General features: G+C 59.1%; 20 protein-coding genes and 1 pseudogene. 3 read left to right on the top strand and 18 right to left on the bottom strand.

The features are described from left to right. Window positions 1–9: 9 nt before the first annotated feature. Together CKW19_RS04870 and potE are read right to left on the bottom strand one after the other, a co-directional pair. Window positions 10–2,295, bottom strand: a complete 2,286-nt coding sequence (locus CKW19_RS04870; RefSeq protein WP_095056845.1) for an Orn/Lys/Arg decarboxylase N-terminal domain-containing protein — start codon at window positions 2,293–2,295, stop codon at window positions 10–12. A gap of 20 nt (window positions 2,296–2,315) precedes the next feature. After that, window positions 2,316–3,698, bottom strand: coding sequence for a putrescine-ornithine antiporter (gene potE / locus CKW19_RS04865; protein ID WP_095056844.1), 1,383 nt, complete (start codon window positions 3,696–3,698; stop codon window positions 2,316–2,318). 183 nt (window positions 3,699–3,881) lie between these two features. On the opposite strand from potE, the gene CKW19_RS04860 reads away from it, so the two are divergent. Beyond that, window positions 3,882–4,211, top strand: a complete 330-nt coding sequence (locus CKW19_RS04860) for a hypothetical protein (protein ID WP_095056843.1) — start codon at window positions 3,882–3,884, stop codon at window positions 4,209–4,211. A 112-nt stretch (window positions 4,212–4,323) separates the two neighbouring features. On the opposite strand, the gene CKW19_RS04855 is transcribed toward CKW19_RS04860, so the two are convergent. From CKW19_RS04855 to CKW19_RS04780, 16 genes and pseudogenes are all read right to left on the bottom strand, one after another. Next, window positions 4,324–4,833, bottom strand: a complete 510-nt coding sequence (locus CKW19_RS04855) for a copper chaperone PCu(A)C (RefSeq protein WP_095056842.1) — start codon at window positions 4,831–4,833, stop codon at window positions 4,324–4,326. Window position 4,834: 1 nt separating this feature from the next. Next, complete coding sequence (locus CKW19_RS04850; protein ID WP_095056841.1) at window positions 4,835–5,440, bottom strand: SCO family protein; 606 nt, start codon at window positions 5,438–5,440, stop codon at window positions 4,835–4,837. Window positions 5,441–5,657: 217 nt separating this feature from the next. Next, window positions 5,658–6,542, bottom strand: coding sequence for a ChaN family lipoprotein (locus CKW19_RS04845; RefSeq protein ID WP_095056840.1), 885 nt, complete (start codon window positions 6,540–6,542; stop codon window positions 5,658–5,660). Window positions 6,543–6,596: 54 nt separating this feature from the next. After that, window positions 6,597–7,364: a heme ABC transporter ATP-binding protein gene (locus tag CKW19_RS04840; RefSeq protein WP_095056839.1), complete on the bottom strand. Its 768-nt coding sequence runs from the start codon at window positions 7,362–7,364 to the stop codon at window positions 6,597–6,599. Then, window positions 7,364–8,401 (bottom strand): iron ABC transporter permease, encoded by a 1,038-nt coding sequence (locus CKW19_RS04835; protein ID WP_095056838.1) that lies wholly within the window; start codon window positions 8,399–8,401, stop codon window positions 7,364–7,366. The genes CKW19_RS04840 and CKW19_RS04835 overlap by 1 nt, the downstream gene beginning before the upstream one ends. Then, window positions 8,398–9,282: a hemin ABC transporter substrate-binding protein gene (locus tag CKW19_RS04830; protein WP_095056837.1), complete on the bottom strand. Its 885-nt coding sequence runs from the start codon at window positions 9,280–9,282 to the stop codon at window positions 8,398–8,400. The genes CKW19_RS04835 and CKW19_RS04830 overlap by 4 nt, the downstream gene beginning before the upstream one ends. A gap of 12 nt (window positions 9,283–9,294) precedes the next feature. Next, window positions 9,295–9,825: pseudogene (locus CKW19_RS04825) on the bottom strand (ChuX/HutX family heme-like substrate-binding protein); the annotation flags it as partial. A 40-nt stretch (window positions 9,826–9,865) separates the two neighbouring features. Continuing rightward, window positions 9,866–10,537, bottom strand: a complete 672-nt coding sequence (locus CKW19_RS04820; RefSeq protein WP_095056836.1) for a bifunctional 2-polyprenyl-6-hydroxyphenol methylase/3-demethylubiquinol 3-O-methyltransferase UbiG — start codon at window positions 10,535–10,537, stop codon at window positions 9,866–9,868. 95 nt (window positions 10,538–10,632) lie between these two features. Then, window positions 10,633–11,805: a DUF1624 domain-containing protein gene (locus tag CKW19_RS04815; RefSeq protein WP_095056835.1), complete on the bottom strand. Its 1,173-nt coding sequence runs from the start codon at window positions 11,803–11,805 to the stop codon at window positions 10,633–10,635. Between the two features lie 177 nt (window positions 11,806–11,982). Next, window positions 11,983–14,238, bottom strand: a complete 2,256-nt coding sequence (locus CKW19_RS04810; protein ID WP_095056834.1) for a TonB-dependent siderophore receptor — start codon at window positions 14,236–14,238, stop codon at window positions 11,983–11,985. A gap of 285 nt (window positions 14,239–14,523) precedes the next feature. Further along, window positions 14,524–16,560 carry an LTA synthase family protein gene (locus CKW19_RS04805; protein WP_095056833.1) on the bottom strand — a complete coding sequence of 679 codons (2,037 nt, stop codon included), beginning with the start codon at window positions 16,558–16,560 and terminating at the stop codon, window positions 14,524–14,526. Between the two features lie 31 nt (window positions 16,561–16,591). Beyond that, window positions 16,592–17,203 (bottom strand): hypothetical protein, encoded by a 612-nt coding sequence (locus CKW19_RS04800; RefSeq protein ID WP_095056832.1) that lies wholly within the window; start codon window positions 17,201–17,203, stop codon window positions 16,592–16,594. After that, a complete protein-coding gene (locus CKW19_RS04795) occupies window positions 17,200–18,498 on the bottom strand; it encodes an exo-alpha-sialidase (protein ID WP_095056831.1) in 1,299 nt (432 codons plus the stop codon). Before CKW19_RS04795 ends, CKW19_RS04800 begins: the two co-directional genes overlap by 4 nt. 224 nt (window positions 18,499–18,722) lie before the next feature. Further along, window positions 18,723–19,658 (bottom strand): universal stress protein, encoded by a 936-nt coding sequence (locus CKW19_RS04790; protein WP_095056830.1) that lies wholly within the window; start codon window positions 19,656–19,658, stop codon window positions 18,723–18,725. Between the two features lie 549 nt (window positions 19,659–20,207). Beyond that, window positions 20,208–20,642: a GFA family protein gene (locus CKW19_RS04785; protein WP_095056829.1), complete on the bottom strand. Its 435-nt coding sequence runs from the start codon at window positions 20,640–20,642 to the stop codon at window positions 20,208–20,210. Between the two features lie 72 nt (window positions 20,643–20,714). Beyond that, window positions 20,715–21,656 carry a carbon-nitrogen hydrolase family protein gene (locus CKW19_RS04780; RefSeq protein WP_095056828.1) on the bottom strand — a complete coding sequence of 314 codons (942 nt, stop codon included), beginning with the start codon at window positions 21,654–21,656 and terminating at the stop codon, window positions 20,715–20,717. Between the two features lie 104 nt (window positions 21,657–21,760). Here CKW19_RS04780 and CKW19_RS04775 point away from each other — a divergent pair, with 104 nt between their 5' ends. Together CKW19_RS04775 and CKW19_RS04765 are read left to right on the top strand one after the other, a co-directional pair. Next, the gene (locus CKW19_RS04775; protein ID WP_095056827.1) at window positions 21,761–22,444 is read left to right on the top strand and encodes a helix-turn-helix domain-containing protein; all 684 of its coding nucleotides are present in this window, start codon (window positions 21,761–21,763) and stop codon (window positions 22,442–22,444) included. 871 nt (window positions 22,445–23,315) lie between these two features. Then, window positions 23,316–24,626: a nucleotide sugar dehydrogenase gene (locus tag CKW19_RS04765; protein WP_095056826.1), complete on the top strand. Its 1,311-nt coding sequence runs from the start codon at window positions 23,316–23,318 to the stop codon at window positions 24,624–24,626. Window positions 24,627–24,669 lie beyond the last annotated feature (43 nt).

Raw genomic sequence — 24,669 nt, 5'->3', positions numbered from 1 at the left:
CTGTTTAACTTACTTCAGTACCAGCATCCGATAGACACCGTCCTCGACTTCGATCCCGTGTGTGTCATGGGTGAAGCCAGGGAAGGAGCGGTCGAAAGCTTCCAGTGCCTTGAGGTACGCCAGCAGCGCGCCATCGATCGGCCCCGCGTTCTCACCTGGCATCAGCAATGGAATGCCCGGCGGATACGGCACGATCCCGGTGGCGGCAAGACGGCCCGCGGCCTGGTCGAGGGTGACCAGTTCGATCTCGTTACGCACCAGTTTTTCGTAGGCTTCCACCGGGCTGAACTCGGCTTGGGGCAGGGTGCCGAAAGCCTGGGACATGTTGGCGGTGGTTTTGTGTTTCTTCATGGCGGCGAAGATTTCGTCGGCCAGATCCTTGATGCCCATGCCGGCATAGCGTTGCGAGTGAGCGTTGTACAGGTCCGGCAGGCACAGCTCGAGCTCGGCGTTGTCATCGTAGTCACGCTTGAAGTCGAGCAGCGCGTTGAGCAGCGTGCCCCACTTGCCTTTGGTGATGCCGATGGAGAACAGGAACAGGATGGTGAAGTCGGTGGTTTTCTCCACGACGATACCCTGACGTCCCAGATACGCCGTAATCACGCAAGCGGGAATACCGGTGGCAAGCAGGTTGCCGTCGTCGCCCATGCCCGGGCTGAGCACCGAGACCTTGATCGGGTCGAGCATGCAGTAACCGTCTTCGATGTCGCCGAAGCCGTGCCAAACCGCATTCGGGTGCAAGACCCAGCAGTTCGGATCGGTTTTCAGCTGCACCGGGTCAACTTCGTGGAACGGTACGGTCGAGGCGCCCACTTGCACGGTCGGCGGCTGCCAGCAGGTGAAGAACCAGTCGTTCTTGCTCTGCATCTCGTTGTGCATGCGCGAAAGGACCTGGCGGAAGCTGATCGCTTCTTCGATCGATTCGTTGGTGAGGATCTGCCCGCTCGGCGCTTCCATCATTGCCGAGCTGACGTCGCAGGACGCCATGATCGCGTAGTTCGGCGAGGTCGAGGCGTGCATCATGTACGACTCGTTGAAGCGCGCATGCTCGATCGGGTTACGGCCATCACGCACGTGGATCATCGATGCCTGAGACAACGCGGCCAGCAACTTGTGGGTCGACTGGGTCGCGAACACGGTCGGCTTGGACTTGTCGTGATCGGACGGGTTGCCGTGCATGGCATGGCGACCGCTGTACAGCGGGTTGAAGCGCGCATAACCGTACCAGGCTTCGTCGAAGTGCAGGCGGTCGACGCTCTCGCCCAGCAGATCTTCGACGCGGGTGACGTTGTAGGTCAGGCCGTCGTAGGTGGAGTTGGTGATAATCGCGTGCACTGGCGTCGGGTCGATGCCTTTCTTGACCAGCGGGTTGCTGGCAATGGCAGCTTTCACGCCTTCGGCGCTCAAGGTTTGCGGCAGGATCGGGCCGATGATGCCGTAGCGGTTGCGGGTCGGCACCAGGTAGGTCGGAATCGCACCCGACAGGGTCATCGCATGCTCAGCGGACTTGTGGCAATTTCGATCGCACAGGGCGATCTGGTTGCGCGTGACGCTGGCCATGAGGATGACGCGGTTGGACATCGACGAACCGTTGGTCACGTAGTAGGTGCGGTGGGCACCGAAGACCTTGGCGGCATAGCGCTCGCCTTGACCGATCGGGCCGCTGTGATCGAGCAGCGAGCCCAGTTCACCCACCGAGATCGACAGGTCGGAACGCAGCAGGTTCTCACCGAAGAACTCGTAGAACGCACGCCCTGCGGTGCTCTTCAGGAACGCTGTACCGCCGGCATGGCCGGGGGTGTGCCACGAGTATTCATAGTTGCGGGCAAACTTCACCAGCGCGCCGAACATCGGCGGCAGTGCGGCCTGACGATAGCGCTCGATGGCCGCCAGGATGCGCCCGCTGAGGAAGCGTGAGGTGTCTTCCGGCAGCCAGATGAAGTCGTCGGCGTGCTGCATGACCAACAGCGGAATGGTCGACGCGGTGGTACGGTCGCTGACCAGGAACACCGGTACGCGTGTGTTGCGCTCGCGCAGCTTGACCAGCAACTTGGTGCAGTCGGCGTGGTCTTCGCTGGTGTCCATTTCCCATCGGATGATCACGCATTGGATGGCAGGGTCCGAGCGCAGGATCGACGCGGCGTCGGTCAGGCTTTCCGAGGCGAGTACGCTGACGCCTCGGCTCTCTACGTCGTGGATCAGTTGATCCAGGGCACGGCCAAACACCGTGCGCTTGTCCGCCGGGCTGCTGACCAGTAGCGCCAGCATCCCGAGTGAGTGTTTATATTCCGTCATGATTGATCCTCCAGAGTCGATTACAAGCTGTTCACTGGAACAGGCTCGCCAGTAATGTGCTGCGCGCTGACGGTTTGCGTCGGTACGCTGTTGTTAAGTGCTTCAAGGCGGATCAGACGGTTGTTGACGAAGCCGAACAGGGTGTAACCGAAGATGGTTGCCACGCCGCCCAACATCATTGCCTGCTCACCGGAACTGTAAAGTGCCAGGTAGCTGTAAGCCGCTGCGATCAAGGCAATAACGTTGGTCGCCAGTGCCTTGCTTTCCGGCACATTGGAGACTTTTTGCATGGTCATCAACGCGGCCATGGAGAGGATGTAAGGCACCAGGTTGGTGACTACCGCGAGGTTGACCAGCGTGTCGAATTGCTTGCTCAAGTCAGGACTGATGGTGAGCAGGGCCAGCGCGGTCTGCGCAGCCAACAGCACCAGCATGCCGACAATCGGAGTGCCAGCCTTGTTACCCTTGGCGAAGATCGACAGGAAGTAACCGGTGTCCGCCGAGCTTTTGTACACCTGGGCGATGGTGAACTGCCAACCCAGCAGCGAACCGATACAGGCAAGTACCATCGCGGCCATCACGATGTCCCCGACCATTGGGGTGAACATCTTGGCGAACACCAGGCCGAACGGCGCAGTGGAAGCGACCAGCTCTTCGTTGCCGACGATGCCGAAGATGACGTTGGTGGAAACGATGTAGATCACCGCCGCCCCCAAGGTGCCACCCAGTACTGCGATTGGCACGTTCCGCTCTGGGTTTTCCACTGCATCGGTGTTGGCGCAAGCCGATTCAAGACCCAGGAAGGCCCACAGCGTGATCGCCACCGAGGCGCCGGCTGCTTCGAACCATCCCTTGTCATGCGGGTTCCAGCCAGCGGCGTAAACGCTGCTGTCGAACCAGAACCAGCCAATGGTGGACACCAGAACGACCGGCGCGATTACACCCCACACCGTAATGGCACCGATACGGCCGGTGATGCTCGCGCCGCCAAAGTTGGCGAAGGTGGTGAGCCACAGCAGTGCGATAGTTGCCAGACCCACTTGCAGTGAATCAAGTTTTATCCCGAACAACACCTGGATATAACCCACCGCAGTAATACTGATCGCCACGTTGGCAATCAACAGCGAGAGACCGTAGGTGTAGTTGGTGATGTAGTTGCCGGCTTTACCGAAGGTATATTCGGCGTAGCCGCCCATGCCGCCGGTCTTTCGACTGAGCATCCCGCATCGCGCAAAGGCGTAGGCCAGAGCGAGTGAACCGGTGGCTGTCACCAGCCAGGAAAGAATCGAAATTGCACCGACCTCGGCGAGTTTCGTCGGTAGTAGCACAATCCCTGAGCCCAACATGTTGACGGCGGTCAACATCGTCAGTTGCCCCACACTCATTTTTTTTGCGACTGACATTTCGTTGCCTCACTAGTTGGCGAGATAGAGAGTTATCTATAGCAAAGGTTTGAAAACTCGCAAGAAATTGAGCTCATCCATTAGCTTTTTTTATAGATTTTGAAGAAAAGGCACAATGCTGGCCCATGACGTCCAAAGTCCTCTTCAGAATTACTTTGTTTTCAGTGGGTTAGATAGGTCGAAATGTGCAAGAAAGGGATTAGATTACTTCCGCTGTTTTTGGCCGGAATTGTGAGTTCAGTCCACGGCAAGGATCTGAATTCCAATGATCATTACATGTGCAGTTGGGGCGGCGGAACGGCCGCAAGAGCACAGGAACTCAAGCTTTCAGGGGTTTCGTTATATGCCGCCCGCCAGAAAATCCAGGCCTACAAGTTCGCGAAATCATGGATGCGCATGATGGCCATGGGAATCACCGAGCAAACGTATGACAGCCCTTCACGACTGAAGCCGGAAGCGGTACGGAAGATTTTTTATGAAGATTGCGTCAGCTACAAAGTGGCGCGTAAGTAACTAACATCACCGTCATGCTCAAGCTCATTTGAGCCTGATATTGAAAAGGTCTTGGTGATGAAACGAAAGCGTCACCAAGACCTGATAGGAGGGGGCAGCGTCAGGCGGGGTATTAATTCATCTTGCTGTGGTCGTGCATCATCTTGTTGTGGTCCATCGTACCGAGTGCCTTGGCGATGGCCTGGACCTGGATGATCTCTTTCTCACCCTTGGCGTCTTCGACGGTCAGGGTCAACGGTACCTGATCGCCTTCCTTGATCTGGGCGGTCAGGTCCATCAGCATGATGTGGTAGCCGTGGGGATCAAAACTCACCGCTTTGCCCGCCGGCAGTGCAACAGATTCGACCTGCTGCATCTTCATCACATCGTCTTTCATGCTTGATTCATGGATCTGTACTGCCTTGGCGACGGGTGATTGCACGCTCAGCAGCTTGCTGTCGCTGCTCGCCGTCAATGTCATGAAGGCACCGCTCGATGGCTGGCCAGCCACGGTGGCACGCACCCAGGCGTCATCAACCTGGGTCTGAGCCGACACCTGCCAGGCGAGACCGACCAGAGACAAGCCCAGCGCCAGTTGCTTGCAACGTTGTGCGAAACGGATTTTAGCCTGTGGGGTAGTCATATCAGCAAACCTCCATCACGGTGAGCAGATCTTCTGCGCACTCTTGTGCAGTCAGGGACGCGGACAGGCCCAGGCGCAGATTGCCCCGGGAGTCGAAGACAAAACTGGTCGCGGTGTGGGAAAGGGTATAGGTATCGCCGCTCGGGACTTTTTCGAAGAACACGCCGAACTCTTTGGCGGTGGCGGCGGTTTCTTCCAGCGTGCCGTACAGCGCTTCGAAACTCGGGTCGAACGCCTTCACATACTTGTCGAGCATCTCTGGTGTGTCGCGCTCGGGGTCGAGGGTGATGAAGATCACCTGCAACCTTTCGCCGTCGCGTCCCATCAGTTTCTTGGCCTGTGCCGCACGGGCCAGCGTGGTCGGGCACACCGCCGGGCATTGGGTGAAACCGAAAAAAATCATCGGCATCATGCCGCGATAGCTGCCCAGCATTCTCGTTTCGCCCTGGGCGTCCTTGAGCTTGAAATTACGCCCCATGATCTTGTCGCTGAGGTCCTTGCCGTACTGGAACGACAGCTTGCTGCTGCCATCGCAACCGGCGAGCAGGCCGAGGCTCAACAAGCCCATGCCTTGCAGGACAGTTCGGCGGGTATACGAAGTACTCATGGAAAAGCATCCTGTTGAACAGGCTGAAATGACAGCGTGATGACTGTACAGACGAAAAAAACGCGAGGATGGTAGCAAACTGTGCCGGTGCTGGAGGATTGGATTCGACCATTGGACCGGTGGGGAGGCGTGACATAGTGTCGCGCCGCTCATCTGAGATCGGATTGCTCTTGTGGCGAGGGAGCTTGCTCCCTCGCCACAAAGGTATCAGTTGGGATTAACGACGCAGCTTTGCGCAGTGATCCTGTTCGGGTTGCGCGGCGGTGTACCACACGTAGTCCGCGCTGTCGGCGGTCACGGTCTTGCCCACTTCCGCCAGAACCAGCACCGCATTGCCTTCGCCCGCGCCCAGGTCCTTCAGGTGCAGCGGCACGCCCAAATCCTTACGCACATGAAACGCCCCGGCCAACAGCAGCGCCGGTGTCGGCGCGGCCATCAAGCGCTCGGCCATGCGTCGGTCGCGCTGTTGCTGCACGGCGAGCATCGCGGGCATCTGCGCTTCGGGAAGCAAGCCGCAATGGGATTCGCGAATATCGTCGAGCAACGTCGCCTGCACCTGTTGGGTGGTGGACGCTTCACCCTGGAGCACCGGACGCTGTTTGTAGATCTGCATGATCTGCGCACGATCGAGGTTGGCGGACATCAGTGGATACGGCTGACGCAACGCGTAGGTCACCAGTGCGCCATAGACGCTCCAGTCCCAATTTTTCTGCCAGGCCAGCGCCTTGAACGGGTCGGCCGGTGGTTGTCCGGCGCGAGTGGCGGCTTGTGCCGCATCGACCTTGGCCTGCTGATCGGGGGTGAGCATTTCCATCAGCAAGCTGCCTTGTGGGCGCTGGGCCGCCAGTTCACGCAGTAGCCACAATTGCAGGGCGTGGTGATCCGGGTTGTCGTGCTGTTCGCCGACCAGTACGCGAGGCGCGACGGCCAATCGCAAGACCAGTTCTTGGGGTGTCAGCGTTTGGCCGGTGGACAGCTCGCGGATAACGCCGAAGTCGGTGTGATCACGTCCTTGCGGGGCGATTGGCGCCGGCGGTGGCGTGACGTGATGGGTTTGGCAGGCAGCCAGCAGACTGAATGCACAGAGCAACAGAAAGCGCATGGGTTTTCCTTAATAGACAGAGGCCCCCTCGACTGTGAGAGGAGGGGGCGGGTATCAGCGCGCAATGATCAACGGGTGGCCGCGTTCCGGATGCTGATGAATCAACACTTCCAATCCATACACCGCGGCCAGTGCCTCGGCAGTCAGGACTTCTGCCGGTGGGCCGTAGGCGTGGGGCAGGCCTTGTTGCAGCAGCAACAAGTGATCGCAGTAACGTGCCGCCAGGTTGAGGTCGTGCAAGATGACCAGCACCGCTGCACCGCGTCCGGCGAAGTCGCGCACGGCTTGCAGAATGGTGTGCTGGTGCAGCGGATCAAGCATCGACGTCGGCTCGTCGAGCAGCAGGGTTTGCCCTTCGGCCCCCGGCCAAAGCTGAGCGAGCACCCGCGCCAGATGCACACGTTGGCGTTCGCCACCGGACAGCGCCAGATAACTGCGCCCAGCCAGATGCAGAGCGTCGGCGGCACGCAGTGCTTCGGCGACGATTTCGGCATCGCGCACGCGACCACTGGCGTAGGGCAGGCGCCCCATGCCGACCACTTCGTTGACCGTGAACGCAAAGTTCAGGCTTGAACTTTGCGGTAGCACCGCCAACCGTCTGGCCCGCTCCTGGCCCGGCCAGTCGGCGAGTGGCCGCTCGTCCAGGCTGACCTTGCCTTCGCTGGCCGCCAATTCACCGCACAAGGCCGCGAGCAGGGTGCTTTTGCCGGCGCCGTTCGGCCCCAGCACGCCGAGCACTTCCCCCGGACGCAATTCGATATCGATGTTCGCCAGTACCGTGCGGCTGCCCCGGCGTACCAGCAAGTTGTTTGCCCGCAGCATCAGGAACGCCCTCGTACCAGCAAGTAAAGAAAGAACGGCGCGCCAATGAGTGCCGTGACGATCCCGATCGGCAATTCCGCTGGCGCCAACAGCAGGCGCGCAGCCAGATCGGCGAGCAGCAACAGGCTGGCACCGGCGAGCAAGGAGGCGGGCAACAAGACTCGATGATCCGGCCCGACCAGCAGACGCATCAGGTGTGGCACCACCAGACCGATAAAACCGATCAACCCGGCAGCCGCGACGGCGGCACCCACACCCAGGGCTGTGCACAACACCAGCTCCATCTTGATCCGCTCGATGTCGAAGCCCAGGTGACGGGCTTCCGACTCGCCCAGCAGCATCGCATTGAGTGCCGCCGCACGACGTGGCAGCCACAGCGCCACGCCGACGGTGACGATCAACAGCGGCCACAACCGCGGATAACTGGCGCCGTTTAGGCTGCCCAGGTTCCAGAACGTCAGGGTACGCAAGGTCGCATCGTCGGCCAGATAGGTGAACAGACCGACACCGGCACCGGCCATCGCCGTCATCGCCACACCCGCCAGCAGCATGGTGGCGACGTCGGTTTGCCCGTTGCGACGACCGAAGCGATACACCACCGCCGTCACGATCAAGCCACCGACAAAGGCACTGACCGACAGCAGATAGGGCTCTACGGCCGGCGGCATTCCACCGAGCATGCTGCCGCCGACAATGGCGAAAGCGGCACCCAGCGCTGCACCACCAGAGACGCCGACCAGGCCCGGGTCTGCCAAGGGGTTGCGAAACAACCCCTGCATCGCCACACCTGACAGCGCCAGTACCGAACCGACGGCAATGCCGAGCAAACTGCGCGGCAGGCGGATCTGACCCAGGATCAGCTCCGCCTGTTGCGTGTCGCCGCCTTCAAGCGGCAAACCGAGCAGACGCATTCCGGCCAGTAGCGTATCGCCCAGCGGCAGGCTGACCGGCCCGAGGGCCAGGGATAGCCAGAACACGACAACCAGCAACAACAGCAAACAGATCAACGTCGGACGCGGCCGAAAAATGGCCGTCATTGGCTGATCTCGGCGGTCTGCACTTTGACGTCCGGGTAGAACGCGGTGGCGAGACGGTTCAACGCATCCGGCACGCGTGGACCCAGGCCGCCAACCAGCAGCGTCGGATCGATCACCAGCACCCGGCCGTCACGCCCGGCCCGGGTTTGTGCCAGGATCGGGTTCTGCTCCAGCAGGGCTTTGCCCGCCGCGTCGCCTTCCAGACGAGCACCGGCGAAGATGATCACCTGCGGATCAAGCGCCAGCATGGCTTCATTGGAAACCGGCTTGTAGCCGTTGTGCTCGCCCAGGCTTTTGCCCCCGGCCTGTTCGATCATCCAGGCGGCCAATGTGTCCTTGCCTGCCACTTGCAGGTTGCCGCCGGAATGGCTGAGCAGCATCAACACCCGCGGTGCCGGGGATTGCTGCTGTGCCTGTCTGACCCAGTCGGCCTGGGTTTGCAGACGCGTCAGGTAACCGCCCATCAACGCTTGCGCCTCGGCCTCTTTGCCCAGCAGTTGCCCGAGCTCGGACAGGTTATGTTGAAGGGCGGGTACGTCAGCCTTGGCCGACAGCAACTCAATGCGCACGCCGGCTGCTTTGAGTTGCTCCAGCACGGGCGGTGGCCCCATTTCGACGCTGCCCACCAGGATGTCCGGTTTCAAGGTCAGAATGTCTTCGGCCGCCAGCGCACGCTGGTAGCCGACGCCGGGCAGGCTGCGCAGCGATGGCGGGTACTGGCTGGTGCTGTCGACACCCACCAGTTTGCTTTCGCCACCGAGGGCGACCACCCATTCGCTGAAAGCGCCGCCGGCACTGACCCAGCGCTGGGGCAGGGCGTCGGCGACGGCCATCTGGCTGACGAGCACGCTGGCACAGGCCAGCAGTGTTTTCATACGCATCGGGACTATTCCTTAGCCGATCAGAGGGGTGGCGGTTTCAGCCAGGGCACGCCAGTCGTCACGCTCAGGAATGCCCGGCTTGCGCACGCCGAACAACTGGATGACCAGTTCGCCTTCGGCATCGAAACCTTCGTAGCTGGTGATGATGCCATCGACGCTCGGCTTACGCACACGCCACAGTTCAGTCGCCCCCGTGGTTTTCAGGTGCAGGTTGAGCATCGGGTCGAGCACGTTGAACCAAGTGTCCATCCAGCGCAGGTTGCTGACCGGGCCGGAGTGAATCTGGATGCAATGCTTGTTGCCCCCGAACACCATGATCGGCACTTCACGCTTGCCCGCTTCTTCGATGATGCGGGTCAGCTCGACGGTGGCCAGAGGCTCGGCCCATTCCTGACCGGCCAGGCGCAGGGCCTGGGTACGTGCCACGTCGTTGCGCTTGAGCAGCATGAAGAAATCGTGGGTGTCCTTGAGTTGCGACCACTCGCTGCGCAGGGTGTCTACATCGACTTCACCATCGGCGCGTGGGGTATTGGCTTCCGGCAGCGGTTGCAGCGAGGGGGCTTGCCCCCGTTGGGCTGCGAAGTCAGCCCCGTCGCGTTGCTTTCAGCAGCAACGACTGCGGCACCGGGCTCTGCGGGTGTTGCGGCTCCTGCAAAGCGGTGAGTTGGAATCCGGCCATGTCCAGCGCATTGAGCCAGCTCGACAAACTGCGGAAGTACCACGGCATCGGTTGCCACTGGCCCTCGAACGCGGCGAAGGACTCCTCGCGCCAACCGTCCTGATAGTCGCCCGCCGCAGCGGTCCATGGATGCAATGTCTGGATCAGCAGCGTGCCGCCGGGAACGAGCAGGGCGTTCATCGCTGCGAGTAAAGGGATGATGTCCTGGTGCAGCAGGGCGAAGTTGGCGCAGATCAGGTCGTAGTCGCGGCCGATGTCTACTTTCGCCTCGACCAGAGCTTCATAGCTTGCCAGATGGACCGGCGAAGAACCTGCTGACCGTGCGGCGTGGACCAGTGTCGCATCACCGTCCACGCCGACCGCCGTAATGCCCCGAGCAGCCAGCGCACGCAACAGCCAACCCTCGCCGCATCCCAGGTCGAGCACGCGCTCGGGCTGGCAACCGAGCACTGCCCACAAAATGGCCTGGTCGGTAACTTGCTGGCGGCTGGCGATGGTCCCGGTGCGGATCGCTTCAATCCAGGCCTGGGCGTTGCGCTGCCAGCTTTGGAGGAGGGTGGTTTCGGGGGCGGGCATTTCGCTGTCCGGCGTTATGGGTTGAATAGAAAGGATAGCTGGCGAGCGTGCCGGCAGCCGATGGCTCATGCTGCAAAGCAAACCCTGACGCCGGATCAGAAGTATTTGAGCCAGGTGATATCGCGACGCCGCGCCTTCAGGGCCGCAAACCAGCGCACCGGCCAATAAAGCACCACGGCGAGTGATACCGCCGTCAACCAAACCATCCCGACGCCATCGAAGCCGAAGAAGCTGCCTTGATTCAACCCGAGTATCGCTATGCAGGCCAGGTACAGCACTTTCAATACGTACAGGTGCAGGATGTAAAAGAACATCGGCGCTGCACCGAACACGGCCAGAACGCTGATCCCATGACGCTGGCGGCTGCGCTCGAAACTCAGGAGCAATAACAGGCCCATGCCCAGCGTCAGGGCGAGGAAGAGCAGGGAAGGCGGGTATTTGGTGATGTTGAAAAAACTCATCACGGTGAATGTGGTGCTGTCGTAACTCGTCCAGTGCGCGTCACCATAACCATTGAGCAAGCGCAGTGCGAAGAAACCGAGCAGGGCACCGACGCCCGCCAGCCAAAGTTTTCGCCGACGTTGTTCAGGGGGCGTGGTGCCGCTGAACCATGGCCCGATGCAGTACCCCAAAGCGATCACCCCGATCCACGGCAATACGGGATACGACGTGCGCAGGCGCACAGTGTCCGAGAGTTCGATCCAGCCGCGATCATGCAGAATCGCCCAAACCCCATGCATCGCCGAACCTTGCGCAACGTGCAATGAGTCGAGAAGGTTGTGCCCGGCAATGATGATCACGGCGACCGCAAACAGAATCGAACGTGGCAGCCAGACCAGCGCGGCGAGCGCAATCATGCTGACCCCGATGGCCCAGATCACCTGTAGATAGATCACGGTGGGCGGGAACTGGAACGTCCAGGCAAAGTTCACGAGGGTGATTTCCAGCAGCACCAGAATCAGTCCCCGTTTGAACAGGAAGGCAGACGCATCGTTTTTGCCCTGATGCTTTTCTGCGAACAGGTAAGCGGATAGGCCCGTGAGCAGCACGAAGACCGGCGCGCAGAGATGGGCCAGGGTCCGGCTGAAAAACAATGCTGGCTCGGTGGTGTCGATGTTCATCGGATCAGAGACCTGGCGATGAAGAAAAAACGTCTCACGCACATGGTCCAGCAGCATGAAGAGAATGACCAGGCCCCTGAGGGCATCGATGGACAACAGTCGCTGGCTTGATTTCGCTTGAGTTGAAAGGCGTTGGTTGGTAGTCATTCGGACGTCGCTGGCAGGGAAGATCAATCCCGATTGAACGGGTGGTTTGTTGATATACTATAACATTTTGATTCGCCTGATTCTCACAGGCGCTACTAATTTCAATCGACGAAAAGCACAACACCGGCGCAAGGCCGGCGTTGTGCTTTCTGCATCGTTTACGCTGGGTGGGGGGCGTTAGAAGCGGTACTTCGCCGACGCCGTAATGCTGCGCGGTGCACCGTATGTGAGGGCGCCGTAGGCATCGAAGATGTCGAAGTACTTCTCGTCGGTGACGTTGTCCGCGTTGACCTGAGCCGACAGGTTTTCGGTGATCTCGTAGCGAGCCATCAAGTTGACCAGGGCGTAGGCGTCCTGCTGGATTTTCTCGGAGTTGCCTGCCGGGTTGGTGGCGTAGGTGTAAATCGAGTCCTGCCAGTTAACCCCGCCGCCAATGGTCAGCTTGTTGAATGCACCGGGCAGGCGGTAGGTGGTGAAGGTACGCAGCAACTTGGTCGGGTACAGAGTGTTGACGTCGTCGCCGTTGGCATCTTCGGCGGTGAACTGGGTGTAGCCCACCGTTGCGTTCCAGTCGGTCGCGAGTTCGCCGGACACTTCCAGCTCGAAGCCTTTGCTGGTCGCGCCTTCACTGGCCTCGTAGGCATAACCGCCGACGGGGTTCGAAGGATCGATCAGCACGCCGGTGCTTTGCCCCAGATTGTCCTGTTTGATCTGGAAGATCGCCGCGGAAGCGTTCAAACGGCCGTCGAAGTATTCGCCCTTCAAGCCGATTTCACTGCTCTCGCCAACGATCGGCTCCAATTGCTGGCCACTGCTGTCGCGGACCGACTGCGGCAGGAAGATTTCGGTGTAGCTGGCATAGGCCGAGAGGTTGTCGGTGAGGTCGTAGACGACGCCTGCATAAGGGGTCAGTTCGTGATCGACATCGATCTTGCTCACTTCCGAGTAGATGTCGTCGCTGGTCTTCTCGTACCAGCTCTCACGCGCGCCAAGAATCACTTTCAAATCGTCGGTCACGTTCAAGCGAGTGGCGGCGTAAAGCCCTTTCTGCCGGGTCTCGCTATAGCCGTAGTCGGACCGTGGGCCCCAGATCGGTTCCGGGAAGTGGCCGTTGTAGGCATCGAAGTTGGCAACGCCGCCAAACCCGGATTGCGCGTTGAGTGCATCGGCGTCGAATTCCTGCTTGCTGTCCACGTAACCGAAGGCCAATTCATGTTCACGGCCCAACAGTGAGAACGGGCCGTTGACGCGGATGCCGTAGTCGTCCTGGGTGGTCTCGGTCTTGTAGGTCGCCGGGAACGAAGACATGCCGGAACTGCCGTTCTGGCCCGGATTGCCGGAAAGGTACAGCAGGGAAGAGTCGCTCGTGCGCTCGCCACGGTTGTAGCTGAGGTTGAGTTGCCAGTTGTTGGCGAAGGTGTGGTCGAGGTTGACGAAGTAGGTATCGTAGGTGGTGTCCCACTTGCTCCAGTTGGCGGAAGTCGTCTTCGAGCGGCTCCAGTTTGTCCGGCTACCGTCTGCGTACCAGACGGGCAGGCCACCCCACATCGGCGAGTCGGCGTTGCTTTCCTGATGGCTCAAGCCGAACCACAGCGTGGTGTCGGGCGTCAGGTCGATATCCATTGTGCCGTAGAGGGTCTGGCGCTTGGTCGAGTTCATGTCGATCCAGGTGTCGCCCTCGTTGGTCTCCCCGACCAATCGCGCACGCACAGTGCCTTCCGAGTTCAGTGCCGTGGCCACATCGGCCTCGACGCCATAGGTGTCCCATGTGCCGGCGCTCAGTTCTACCGAACCCTTCAGGTCCGTGCTGTAGGCGCGCTTGCGCACCATGTTGATGGACGCGGAAGGATCGCCGGCGCCGGTCATCAATCCGTTGGCGCCACGGACCACTTCGACGCGGTCGTACATGGCCAGGCTGCTGAAGATTTCTCCCGAGCTCCAAGGCTGCTCATAGATGGTGGGAACACCGTCGATCATCAGCGAGTTGAGCTCAAAGCCACGGGCGTTGAACTGTGCGCGGCTGGTCTCGTAGCGGTTGACCGACACGCCCGTGGCATTGTTGACCACATCGAGGATGGTTTTCAGGTCCTGGTCTTGAATGCGCTGCTGAGTGACGACGCTGACCGATTGCGGCGTTTCCCGCAAAGACATGCTCAACGGCGTGGCCGTGCGCGCTGCGTCCGTTGTGTAAGAGTGGGTGCCTTCGGTAACGCCGACTTGCCCAGCGGTGGCGGTCTCGGTGATAGCGATAGGACTCAGGACCACCGAGCTTCCCTTCTCGGTCTGTTCAGTCGGTTCCGCCGCTTGCAGCGTGGGCGCAGAAATGGCGATACCGGCCGCAAGCATGTGTACTGCCAGGGCCAGAGGGCGCATTGCCAAAGGCGAGCGTGGGGTAACGGCGATTTGTGAACACAGAAGGGTGGGGGCGGACATGCGAACTCACATTTAATTTGTGTTATTTGAGAATCGATATCATACGCATGTGCATCTGGTTTCGGAATACGAATTGAACGCAAATGTGAAACTTTAACAAACACTTGGCGTCTGCCTGATCCCGAGTGATCCCGTGAATGTCAAAATAGGGGGCCACAGGTTGACTCCGAGGTTTGAAAAAAACTCGGTGCAAGCAATGGTCTTCAAAGAATTTTGCGGGGAAGGGCGGGGAGGTTGGGCGGGCCGCGCCTATCGAACGATAGGCGCGGTGGTTGCTACAGACGGTTACTGACGGACGTTCTGATACAGCATCAACCTTGAGGTTTCATGCATGGCGCGGGTCAACTCCGACAGACGTTTGAACTCTTCCGGGTTTTGCTGAGCCACGTTGTCCAGCGGGGTCTTCGACGCAAGGTCGTGGAGCGTTGGCGAGCTGCCGTCGTGCTCCATTTGCACCATGTAGTGTTGAGTCACGCCGGCAATCAACGGGAACGTTCCCTCGCGCAATACCAGCGGTACAACGCGTTCACCCTCGGGCGCGGGTTGCTGGATGTCACGGCCCATGCCGCTGTTGCGGAACTCAAGACCGGCCATGCCTGCCACGGTGGGCAGCAAGTCCACCAGGCCAACCGCTTCTTCGACCTTGCGCGTCCCGAGCAGACCCGGGGCGTGAATGATCATCGGCACCGCATTGCTTTCCAGACCCAGTTGCTGATAAGCCGGTGCCAGGTAAGGGATCTGCGCGATACGGGTGTTATGGTCGCCAAACAGCACGAAAATGGTGTTGTCGTAGTAACCGCCGGCCTTGGCGATTTCCATCAAGCGTCCGATGTTGAAGTCCAGCAGGCGCACGGCATTGTATTGCTCGACACTGCGCGATCCTGCGGCCTGGACTTCCTCGAGGGTCGGGTGCTTGACCTCGAATCCGTCGTTGGTCTTGGGAATCGTGAAAGGGCGATGGTTGCCGGCCGTCTGTACATAGGCAAAGAACGGTTTGTCCTTGGGCAGCGCTTGCAGGATCTGGTCGGTTTCCTTGAACAGGTCCAGATCGGAAATGCCCCAGACATCCACCACCGGGGACTTCCAGTCCCGCTCTTCGTACAAGCGAACGCCGTCGATGCTTTGCCGGATCAAGGCGTTCATATTGGCCCAACCGGAGTTGCCGCCGATGGTGTAGATCTTCTCGTACCCGGTGAAAGCATTGACCAGGGAGTGCTGTCGGGTGATCAACGGGTTACGCGTCGCAGTCTCCTGGCGCGTCACGTCCGGGACCCCGCTAATGCTGGCCCATACTGTTTTTGCAGTACCTGTCACCGGCACATAGAAGTGCTCGAAGAACCAGCTCTGCGTGGCCAGGCGATCGATATTCGGGGTCGGATTGATCGGGTTGCCGTAAGCCCCGACAGCACTGGTACCCAGGGATTCAAGCATGACAAACATCACGTTCGGCGGTCGTGAACCCGGCACTTTGTAGGGTTGTGGTGCCTGGTGGCGAACAAAATTAAGAGTCTGCGGATCAGGCTGGTCAACGCTCAGGTAGTTGGCCATGACGGAATAGTGCTCGCGCACCTGCGCTTCGTCATAGCGGGACTGACCGACTTTGAGTGTGTCGTAGAGGAAAATCACCGGGTTCAGGCCCAGCGCGGCTGTTTGGTTGTTGCCCGAGAAGAAGGCATCGCTCCAGCGTAACGGGACCGGGTTCTCAAAGTTCATGTTCTCGACACGACCCAAAATACCCAGCAAAACCACGATGACCATCGCGGTGCCACCCCATAGGGCGGAGAGCCGGTGAATCGGTTTGCGGCGACGGTCGAGGGTCACGCGTTCCAGGCGTACCAGGGCCAGTGTCATCAACGCGACGGTTACCAGCCAACCCAGAGAAATCCAGATCACCGGGTAGGTTTGCCAGACCATGTCACGGGAAATTTGTGCATCGTCGAGGAAGCGCAGGACCGTGGCGTTGATCCGCATGCCCAGGTACGCGTAATGCCCGAAATCGATGATGTAGATCAGCAGCAGTGCGCTCAGGACGGTGACGATGTACAGGCGTGCGATGCGGCGAAGCAAGCGGCTCGTGATCAGGTTCCAGCGAGGAATCCAGGCCAGTATTGCCAGCGGCAACGCTACCAGGATGGCCAGGCGCAGATCGAAACGAAAGCCGATGCCCAAGGTTTCCCGGACGGCATCGTCGTTGAGCAGGGCATTGGCGTCGAAACCGGAAAAGCCGAAAAAGAACACACCCCGCAACAGGGCAAACAGCGCAAACAGAATCGCCGTTGCGCCTAGCCAATAATGCAAACGTCTTGAATGCAGCCAACCCATCTATGTTTCCCCTGTTAAGAATCTCGCTGAATCAAGCGGGTCGATTCGGCGGTGAACGGTGCCGCTTGATCAGCAAACCATACATCCAGTGCATGACAAGCATCAGGAGTGACGCGAAGCAATACAGGCCCAGCAGCGGATCAATCAGGTAATCCCAATAGTTCTGCGAAGGTTTTATCCCGGCGACGAAGGCGAGGGTCGCGCTGGCCAGCATCACGACGGCAAGCAGGTTGCGCAGGTAAAACAGGCCTAGCGTGAGCAGTGCGAAGAAAATCAACATCGGACGCGGGTTGAAGCCGAACCGATAAGGGTCCAGATCACTCAACCCCATCGTTGCCGGATACAGCACCAGGGCCAACACGGCGAACAGGATCAACACCCAGGTTTTGCTTTGCTGCGCTGGCGGCAGGACGCCCAGACGTCGCAAGCAGCCCCACGCCATCAATACCATTGAGGTAATCGCCAGGTCATCAATGTGGCTACGCAGATACGTGGCCAGCGACAACCCGTCCACGGGAATGAAGCTGACGGCCAGCAAGGCGAACAGCACAGCGATGCGCAAAGCCCTGTTCAAGCCAAATGCCGGCAGCAGCAGGAAGGTGATCATTGCGAAGCTGACGTGGGCTTGCCAAAGGCTAATCATTTGAGACGCTCGGAAAGCCACGCCTCGTTGAAGGTGACGTGTTTGATGAAAGTGTTGTTCCAGGAATAAACCAGGTGATACATGCCGTCGGGACTGCGGATGAAGTAGGGGTATTCGTATTCGAATTCGCACCCGCGGACGGTACAGACACGGGTGTCGAGATTGTTCAGGAATTGCGCCTCCAGCGGTTGGCGTAGCGCACCACTGGAACCGCGGAACTCATGCCCCATGATTTCCTTGTAGACCTGGGGTGAAATCGGGTCCCCTTCAGGATCAGGCGACTTGTCCAGATCACTCAACGAGCGCCAATCGACCATTTTTGCGTCGGTACCATAAAGGCTCAGCTTGAAACGCCCCTCTTGCAGGTCGTTGAGCGCTACCAGCAGTCCGTGCTCGGGGGTCGCGACGGCCGCCAGCGAGGAATTCGGATTCGATGGGTTGAGCGGATAAGGCTCGCTCCAGGTTTGCCCGGCATCTTCAGTACGGGTCGCCAGAACGCGGTGATGGGTGTTGCCGGCATAACGCAGCAACGCGATGCCGCGCTGCCCGTCCAGCGGGACCACCGTGGGTTGCAACGAGTTCATGCCGTGGCTGATGCGGTACTTGTCGATCACTTTCCCGTCTGCGCTCAAGTAGAGATACTCGGCAAACTTGCCCAAAAATTCGTGGTAGACCGGTAAGCCGATGGAACCGTCGGCATGAAACACCGGTGCCGAGCGGACCAGGGTGCTGATGTTCAGAAAGGGGGACGTGATCAGTTGGCGCGGAGCGGACCAGCTTCCACCGAAGTCGTCTGAGACCATCACGTTGACCGCACTGCCGGCCCAGCCGCCCATGGACACGGACACGTAGAACAACCAAAGGCGATTATCCGGCGCAAGGGCAATCACCGGATTGCCCAGTTTGCGGATGTATCTTTGGGTTCCTTGTTGGGTCGAATCCCGCGTCGCCAGGACTTGTTCAGACCCCCACTCGCCGGTTTTCACGTCGAAACGGGCGGAACGTACCTGCACATCGGCGGCGCCTTCGCGAGAGCCGGCAAACCAGACGGTCATCAAGGAACCGTCAGGCAGGGCGGTTACCGCCGAAGAATGCACGAAGTCCACCAGCCCGGAAGAGGCGAAACGGCTGGTATAAATGGGCTTGGCCACTTGGTCGGCCACGGCCTTCACTGGATTCATCAACGCAAAGGAAGAGTGCGTGTGGCCAGGATTGAGGAACCATGCGGCCGCAAAAAGGGAGGTCAGTGCAAGGTAAGCACCGAGGGCAGGAATACTGGGGAATTTGATGCGCATCTTAAGGCTAGGCATCTCTTGGCCCATTCGAGGCGCGTAACCTATCACCTATAGTTAGAAAGCAGGTTTTTAGCAAAGGTCGCATTTGTAAGTAAATGTGTCTTAGGTGTTTCCGCTCGCCGAAAGCGGCTAATGGACAGCCGATCGCACTCACGAAGTGCGTCTGCATGAATGGCCTGATGGGGGCACGGCCATTGATTTTCCGGGAGGCATTTAACGTGCTCCTACGAGTGTGGTCGATGATTGTGATGGTTATACGGCCAAGCGGATATCGCGCTACCGTCATTGTCCGGTGAGCTGTGGGGTGGGGCGGCCAGCTCTTCCAGGTGAGTGATGATGTCGTCCGGCTTGAGCACCAGTACGTCGCTGTCGAGCGTGTCCAGAATCATCTCGGCGGTGTTGCCGATCAATGCTCCCGACAGCCCGGTACGGGCCACGCTGCCGATCACCGTGAGCGCGGCTTCAAGTTTGTGCGCGACGTATGGGATCAGCACGTCGGCTGAGCCCTCTTCTATATGCAGGCGGTCGTCGCTGATGTCGAATTCGTCCTGGAGGGTTTTGCACAGTTCGTGATACAGCGCCTGAATGCTCTCCTTGAGTTGGAGCACGGGGTCGGCTGCCGAGTACAGGGGATAGGGATGGGCGCTCATCATGTGGAGCGTGCCGCCCGCCAGTGCGGCGATGTCGTAACTGTGGCTGACAATGCCGGAATGCAGCACGCGGTGCTCGACGTCACCGTTACCGGCATCAATGGCCGCAAGAATGTTGCCTCCGGTCCACGGTCTGGCGGTTTTTACGATCAGTACCGGGCTGGGGCAGTATCGCAACAACTTCCAGTCGTCGGGGGTGAGAAAGGACTTCATCAGCGTCTGGGGAAGGTGCTGCTTGATCACCAGACCACATCCTTCCTCATGTTGGGTCGCGATGATGGTCTTGTGAAAACTCCCGTACCAGGCTTGTTGAGCGCTGACGCTATAACCCTCCTGTAGCAATTCGTCTTGTATGTCGCTCAGGTAGGCACCGTGGTGATTTCCCTTTTCGCACGCCAGCAGATGCAAGTGCGACCGGGTAGCGCCGGCAATCATTTTTGCCCTGTTCAAGATCAGATCCCTGGACTGCTGCGAATCCACTACCACCAACGTATTACGAATGGTGTGCATGAGTGTCTTCCTGCGCTGAGTACAGTTTCTTCATGGGGGTTGCGGGCACTCGCGGCCGATGTGAGCGCGTATTGGCCAGTTTGATTGTGCTTGAAATCGAACTGGCCAAAACTGGCACGCTACTGCGATTGCAACTATATTGGTATAAGTTGTAACGCCGCCGATACACTCGACGCCGAAGTTACTACGTTACTTCAGGCCGATTGCGCTGCAGGCACTCAGAACTCGAGGACGTCTGCCGCCTTAAGTGTTTCGCCTGGTTGCAATGTAATGCGTCCGCACACAGGCCCCACCCACGTAGATACCCAGATCCTGGCGTTTGATCGAGTTGCTCTGCGGTGAGCGTATTGCTCAAGTAACTCGAGGGTTGAGTATGAGGCCTATTTTGTTTCGGTGCATAAGTAGATGTTCGGCGCACTTAGTTGATTTTCAACTAAGTGCACTCTAAACAAACCCCATTCGATCTGATGGGGCAGTCACTTGGCTATTTGTCTTGAGGGTTTAAGCAAATCCCTCTTTTTCATGCCAGGTACGCCGATTGATAATGCGCTATTCCTCCACGCCGACGCCCGACCCTCCCAATTCGCTGGGGACGTCTTTGAGCTTGGGCAATCCATCTTTGATGTGCAGCACGGTCTCCTGATAGTGGACGTGAACGCCTGGCAAAAACGCGAGGTCCGGGATAACGGCGGCATACACATCAATCAGCCCCATCCCCGGATGTTCGGTGAAGAGGTGGCCTCCGCAATGTTTGCACCATTTGCGGTAACTCTGCTCGGTCTTGTTGTAGGTGCCGATGCTGTCAGCTCCCCGAGTGACCTGCACCGCCTCGGGCTTCCACAGCGTGAAGGCATTGACCGGTCCTGCCGACCAATGCCGACACGACTCGCAATGGCAATAGCCCATCGCGGCGGGCTCCCCGCTGACGGTGAACTCGACGGCACCGCAGAAACAACTGCCTGTGTAGGACCTTTGAGCGCTCATGAGATGACTCCTTGATCAGGGATTACGCGATACCGCCGCCGATGGGAGGCATCGCCTCAACGTTGTCTGGTTTCACTTGTCGATGTAGTGCACCGCTGTCGCCGGCGTGCGCCGAACCTGCAGTTCGAAAATGTCCGGGCGCGCATAGTGCCCGGTGACGTCGAGCGCCCGTCGCGCGGGGGCCACGAGTGAGACGTCAATGTCCGCATACAGAATGCCTGCCTCCCGGTGCAGTGGGCCGGCGGTGACCCGGCCTTGGGGGCTGACCACCACCGAGTCGCCGTCGTTGATCCACTCTTGCGGATCCGGAAACATTTGCATGCGAGCCGGAAAGTCATCGGGGATGTCGCTGCCGCGCAGCAAGGTGCCACTGCCGAGCACCCAGCAACGGCCTTCAAGTGCAATGTGGCGCATCGTGCAGATCCAGTCATCGCCACTGTCGTACGTGGGGGCGATGTAGATCTCCACTCCTTGGGCATACAGTGCATAGCGTGCCAGCGGCATATAGCTCTCCCAGCAAATTAGCGCACCAATGCGGCCGACCGGTGTATCGACCGTACGCAACCCTGACGCATCACCGACACCATGGACCATGCGCTCGGGGTTCGTTGGCATAAGCTTGCGGTGTCGGTTGAGCACTTCGCCGTTCGCGCCGATAACGACTACGCTGTTGTAGAGCGTGCCGCCGCCATGGCGCCGGTCGCATTCATTGATGCCGCACACGATCGTCACGGCATGAACCCGGGAGGCCTCGCACAATTCGCTCAGGTCACCATTCGCGATATCAACGGCATTGGCCAGCAGCCGCGCATGCAACTGTCCCATTAAAGCCCCGTCCCTTCCCGCCGCCAGCCGCCAGATCCATGACGGGTAACCTGGAATGAACTGTTCGGGCAAAACGATCAGCGAGGCGCCCGCCGCCGCGGCCTCAGCGACCGACTGCACGGCCCGGGCAATCGTCGCGCTGCGATCGAGCAGCACGGGCGGGCGCTGGATAATGGCTATCTTGGTCATGGCGTTCTCCTGTGGCGGTTGGCTTTCGAAGGCTTCAGCGTGCGCGTGGAGAAGTCGCGAGACTAGTGCAGAATCTGAAGCGTTGCAGGTTCGGAGGACAGGCGATGGACGAAAGTTACGGTCAGTTCTGCACGGTCGCCCGCGGTGCTGAAGCGTTGTGTGAGCGCTGGACACCGTTGGTCGTTCGCGAATTGCTCTGCGGCAGCAAGCGCTTCAATGAGCTGCACCGCGGCGTACCCCGGATGTCCACCAGTCTGCTGGCGCAGCGGCTGCGCCATCTGGAAGATATCGGCGTTGTCCATCGCAAGGCCGTCGGCAAAGTCTGGGAGTACAGCCTGACCGAGGCGGGCGAGGATTTGCGCCCCATCATCATGGCGCTGGGGCATTGGGGCGCACGCTGGATCGGCAGTCGCCTGCGCGATGACGAACTCGATGCGGGCCTGTTGATGTGGGACGTGCGCCGGTTCGCGCGCATCGAGATGTTCCCGTCCCGGCCGGTGATCATCCACTTCAGGTTCCGCGACGCCCGCTCCGGCGAGCAAGCGTGGTGGCTGGTGGTCGAAGAGGGGGTGGCAGATCTGTGCCGCGACGACCCCGGACGCGAACTGACGCTCGTCGTGGACTCCAGCGTGCGCGCGTTGACCGAGGTGTGGGCGGGCGACCGCACACCCAAGGAGGTTCTTCAGTCGCGAGAGCTGCGTGTAGATGGCGCCGTGCAGGATGCGGAAAATTTGTGGCGCTGGCTCGGCACGAGTGCGTTCGCCAGTAGCCGGCGCGCTGCAATGTGACCCTTGCAGCAGGAAAAACCGGACACCGACATCCTGTTACATGGATGTCGCTGTCGGGTGACTTGGTCATGAGCCTTGGGTTTCTTCCGTCGGTCACCAGACCTTAAGCGTGCAGTTGATGTTGATCCGTTTTTCGTTGTCGCTTCTGAATGTCGAGGCTGCACTTTGCTCATTGCGATACAACGCATGGCGCAGGCGCAGAGCGAGACCTTTTGCCGGGCCTGACCGTTTGACGTCTGCCAACTCCACGTCCTTCGACGACTCCGTCAGTTTGCCTCTTGAAGCGACCTGGACACTGCAGAAAACTCAATGCACGGGTGATTTCAGGATTATTGTCGATGTCGATAAGCGAGCCGATCAGGTCGCGCATCATTATATTGGCGTCTGAATGTTGGCGTGTTTCTGTTTGTTAATAAATATACTTGTTTATCAATTGCTTGCGTATCTAATTAGATTGTCTGCTTGTGCTGATATTTGATTGTTCTTGTGCGCGCTTAGAATGCGTCATGAAAATCTATTGCTTCTTTTTAGTGCTGTCGTCAAGTGGCGTAATTAAATTGATGGTGTGGGGGTGTTTATAATTGCTTGTTTTCTATGGATAACTTTTTTCGATGTTGTACAAATAGGCTGCATTTATTTTGTTGGCATTTACTTTGCTTCTGCTGAAGGGTCGAGTTTAACCCGATGCAACACCGTTAATTACAGGGACAGCGCCCATGTGAAGTATGCCGTACAGCATTCGTGACGCTTTCGAATGTGGGCTCAGGACCGAGCCGTACCTGACTGTCTTGCTGTGGCGGGCGAACTTCAAGCATGTTTCCCATGCTCGAGAGTCCGCTCTTTGTTAGGGGCGTGAGAGGAGTAGGTACAAATGCGCATTAGCATTTTTGGTCTTGGGTACGTGGGCGCTGTATGCGCTGGTTGTCTCTCTGCCCGCGGCCATGACGTGGTCGGGGCGGATATCTCTGCGGTGAAAATCGATCTGATCAATCAGGGTAAGTCGCCCATTGTCGAGCCGGGCCTAGAGCACTTGCTTGAATTGGGCGCGCGTTCGGGGCGCCTGCGAGGTGCTACCGATGTAGAGTCCGTCGTCATGGATACGGAAATCTCGTTTATCTGCGTTGGCACGCCAAGCAAGAAGAATGGCGACCTTGAACTCAATTATATCGAGTCGGTATGCCGGGAAATAGGAGAGACCTTGCGCAGCAAGAGCGCCTGGCACTCGGTGGTCGTGCGCAGTACGGTGCTACCCGGCACGGTGAAAAACGTGGTGATCCCGCTTCTGGAGAGCTGTTCGGGCAAGAGGGCGGGGATTGATTTCGGCGTTGCCGTCAACCCGGAGTTCCTCCGGGAAAGCACGGCAATAAAGGATTATGACCACCCGCCAATGACTGTTATCGGTGAACTCGACCAACGTACCGCGGACATGCTCGAAGCGCTCTACAAAGAGCTGGAAGCGCCCATCGTGCGCAAGAGCATCGAGGTGGCGGAAATGATCAAGTACACCTGCAACGTCTGGCACGCCATCAAGGTGAGCTTCGCCAACGAGATCGGCAATATCTCCAAGGCTGTCGGGGTGGATGGGCGTGAAGTGATGGACGTCGTCTGCCTGGACAATAAGCTGAACCTGTCGCGTTATTACATGCGCCCGGGGTTTGCCTTCGGGGGATCATGTTTGCCCAAGGATGTGCGTGCGCTAACCTACCGTGCCGGTCAACTGGACGTAGAACACCCGCTTCTGGCTGCGATCATGCGCAGCAATGCGGTGCAGGTGCAGACGGCGTTCAACCTCATTGCCGGTTATGGAAAACGCCGGATCGCCCTGCTTGGCCTGAGTTTCAAGGCTGGAACCGATGATCTGCGCGAAAGCCCGCTGGTGGAATTGGCCGAGATGTTGATCGGCAAGGGCTATGACCTGCAGATATTCGATCGCAACGTCGAGTACGCCCGTGTCCACGGTGCGAACAAAGAGTATATCCAGTCGAAGATCCCCCACGTTTCCTCACTCTTGCGCTCCGACCTGACTCAGATAGTGGAGGATGCGGACATCATCGTCCTGGGTAACGGCGACGAGATGTTCGATGCCGTGGCGCGACAGGTACCACCCGGCAAGAAAGTCGTCGATCTGGTGGGCTTCATGGACCATTCGAGCAACCACGAGTCGGAAGGTATCTGCTGGTAACGGGGACCACGACAACGCCATCCAGACGTTCGAGCGATAGCGC

Source organism: Pseudomonas sp. Irchel s3f7 (assembly GCF_900187615.1).
GTDB lineage: Bacteria > Pseudomonadota > Gammaproteobacteria > Pseudomonadales > Pseudomonadaceae > Aquipseudomonas.
The sequence above is the reverse complement of the archived record's forward strand: the minus strand, read 5'-3'. Positions and strand labels throughout refer to the sequence as shown.

Bases quoted from the DNA above. Each gene is read 5' to 3' on its own strand.
- CKW19_RS04810 (WP_095056834.1), bottom strand. From the start codon at position 14,238: ATGTCCGCCCCCACCCTTCTGTGTTCACAAATCGCCGTTACCCCACGC.
- CKW19_RS04800 (WP_095056832.1), bottom strand. From the start codon at position 17,203: ATGATTAGCCTTTGGCAAGCCCACGTCAGCTTCGCAATGATCACCTTC.
- CKW19_RS04795 (WP_095056831.1), bottom strand. From the start codon at position 18,498: ATGCGCATCAAATTCCCCAGTATTCCTGCCCTCGGTGCTTACCTTGCA.
- CKW19_RS04840 (WP_095056839.1), bottom strand. From the start codon at position 7,364: ATGCTGCGGGCAAACAACTTGCTGGTACGCCGGGGCAGCCGCACGGTA.
- CKW19_RS04790 (WP_095056830.1), bottom strand. From the start codon at position 19,658: ATGCACACCATTCGTAATACGTTGGTGGTAGTGGATTCGCAGCAGTCC.
- potE (WP_095056844.1), bottom strand. From the start codon at position 3,698: ATGTCAGTCGCAAAAAAAATGAGTGTGGGGCAACTGACGATGTTGACC.
- CKW19_RS04765 (WP_095056826.1), top strand. From the start codon at position 23,316: ATGCGCATTAGCATTTTTGGTCTTGGGTACGTGGGCGCTGTATGCGCT.
- CKW19_RS04870 (WP_095056845.1), bottom strand. From the start codon at position 2,295: ATGACGGAATATAAACACTCACTCGGGATGCTGGCGCTACTGGTCAGC.
- CKW19_RS04830 (WP_095056837.1), bottom strand. From the start codon at position 9,282: ATGCGTATGAAAACACTGCTGGCCTGTGCCAGCGTGCTCGTCAGCCAG.
- CKW19_RS04820 (WP_095056836.1), bottom strand. From the start codon at position 10,537: ATGCCCGCCCCCGAAACCACCCTCCTCCAAAGCTGGCAGCGCAACGCC.
- CKW19_RS04850 (WP_095056841.1), bottom strand. From the start codon at position 5,440: ATGAGTACTTCGTATACCCGCCGAACTGTCCTGCAAGGCATGGGCTTG.
- CKW19_RS04835 (WP_095056838.1), bottom strand. From the start codon at position 8,401: ATGACGGCCATTTTTCGGCCGCGTCCGACGTTGATCTGTTTGCTGTTG.
- CKW19_RS04860 (WP_095056843.1), top strand. From the start codon at position 3,882: ATGTGCAAGAAAGGGATTAGATTACTTCCGCTGTTTTTGGCCGGAATT.
- CKW19_RS04845 (WP_095056840.1), bottom strand. From the start codon at position 6,542: ATGCGCTTTCTGTTGCTCTGTGCATTCAGTCTGCTGGCTGCCTGCCAA.
- CKW19_RS04815 (WP_095056835.1), bottom strand. From the start codon at position 11,805: ATGACTACCAACCAACGCCTTTCAACTCAAGCGAAATCAAGCCAGCGA.
- CKW19_RS04785 (WP_095056829.1), bottom strand. From the start codon at position 20,642: ATGAGCGCTCAAAGGTCCTACACAGGCAGTTGTTTCTGCGGTGCCGTC.
- CKW19_RS04775 (WP_095056827.1), top strand. From the start codon at position 21,761: ATGGACGAAAGTTACGGTCAGTTCTGCACGGTCGCCCGCGGTGCTGAA.
- CKW19_RS04805 (WP_095056833.1), bottom strand. From the start codon at position 16,560: ATGGGTTGGCTGCATTCAAGACGTTTGCATTATTGGCTAGGCGCAACG.
- CKW19_RS04780 (WP_095056828.1), bottom strand. From the start codon at position 21,656: ATGACCAAGATAGCCATTATCCAGCGCCCGCCCGTGCTGCTCGATCGC.
- CKW19_RS04855 (WP_095056842.1), bottom strand. From the start codon at position 4,833: ATGACTACCCCACAGGCTAAAATCCGTTTCGCACAACGTTGCAAGCAA.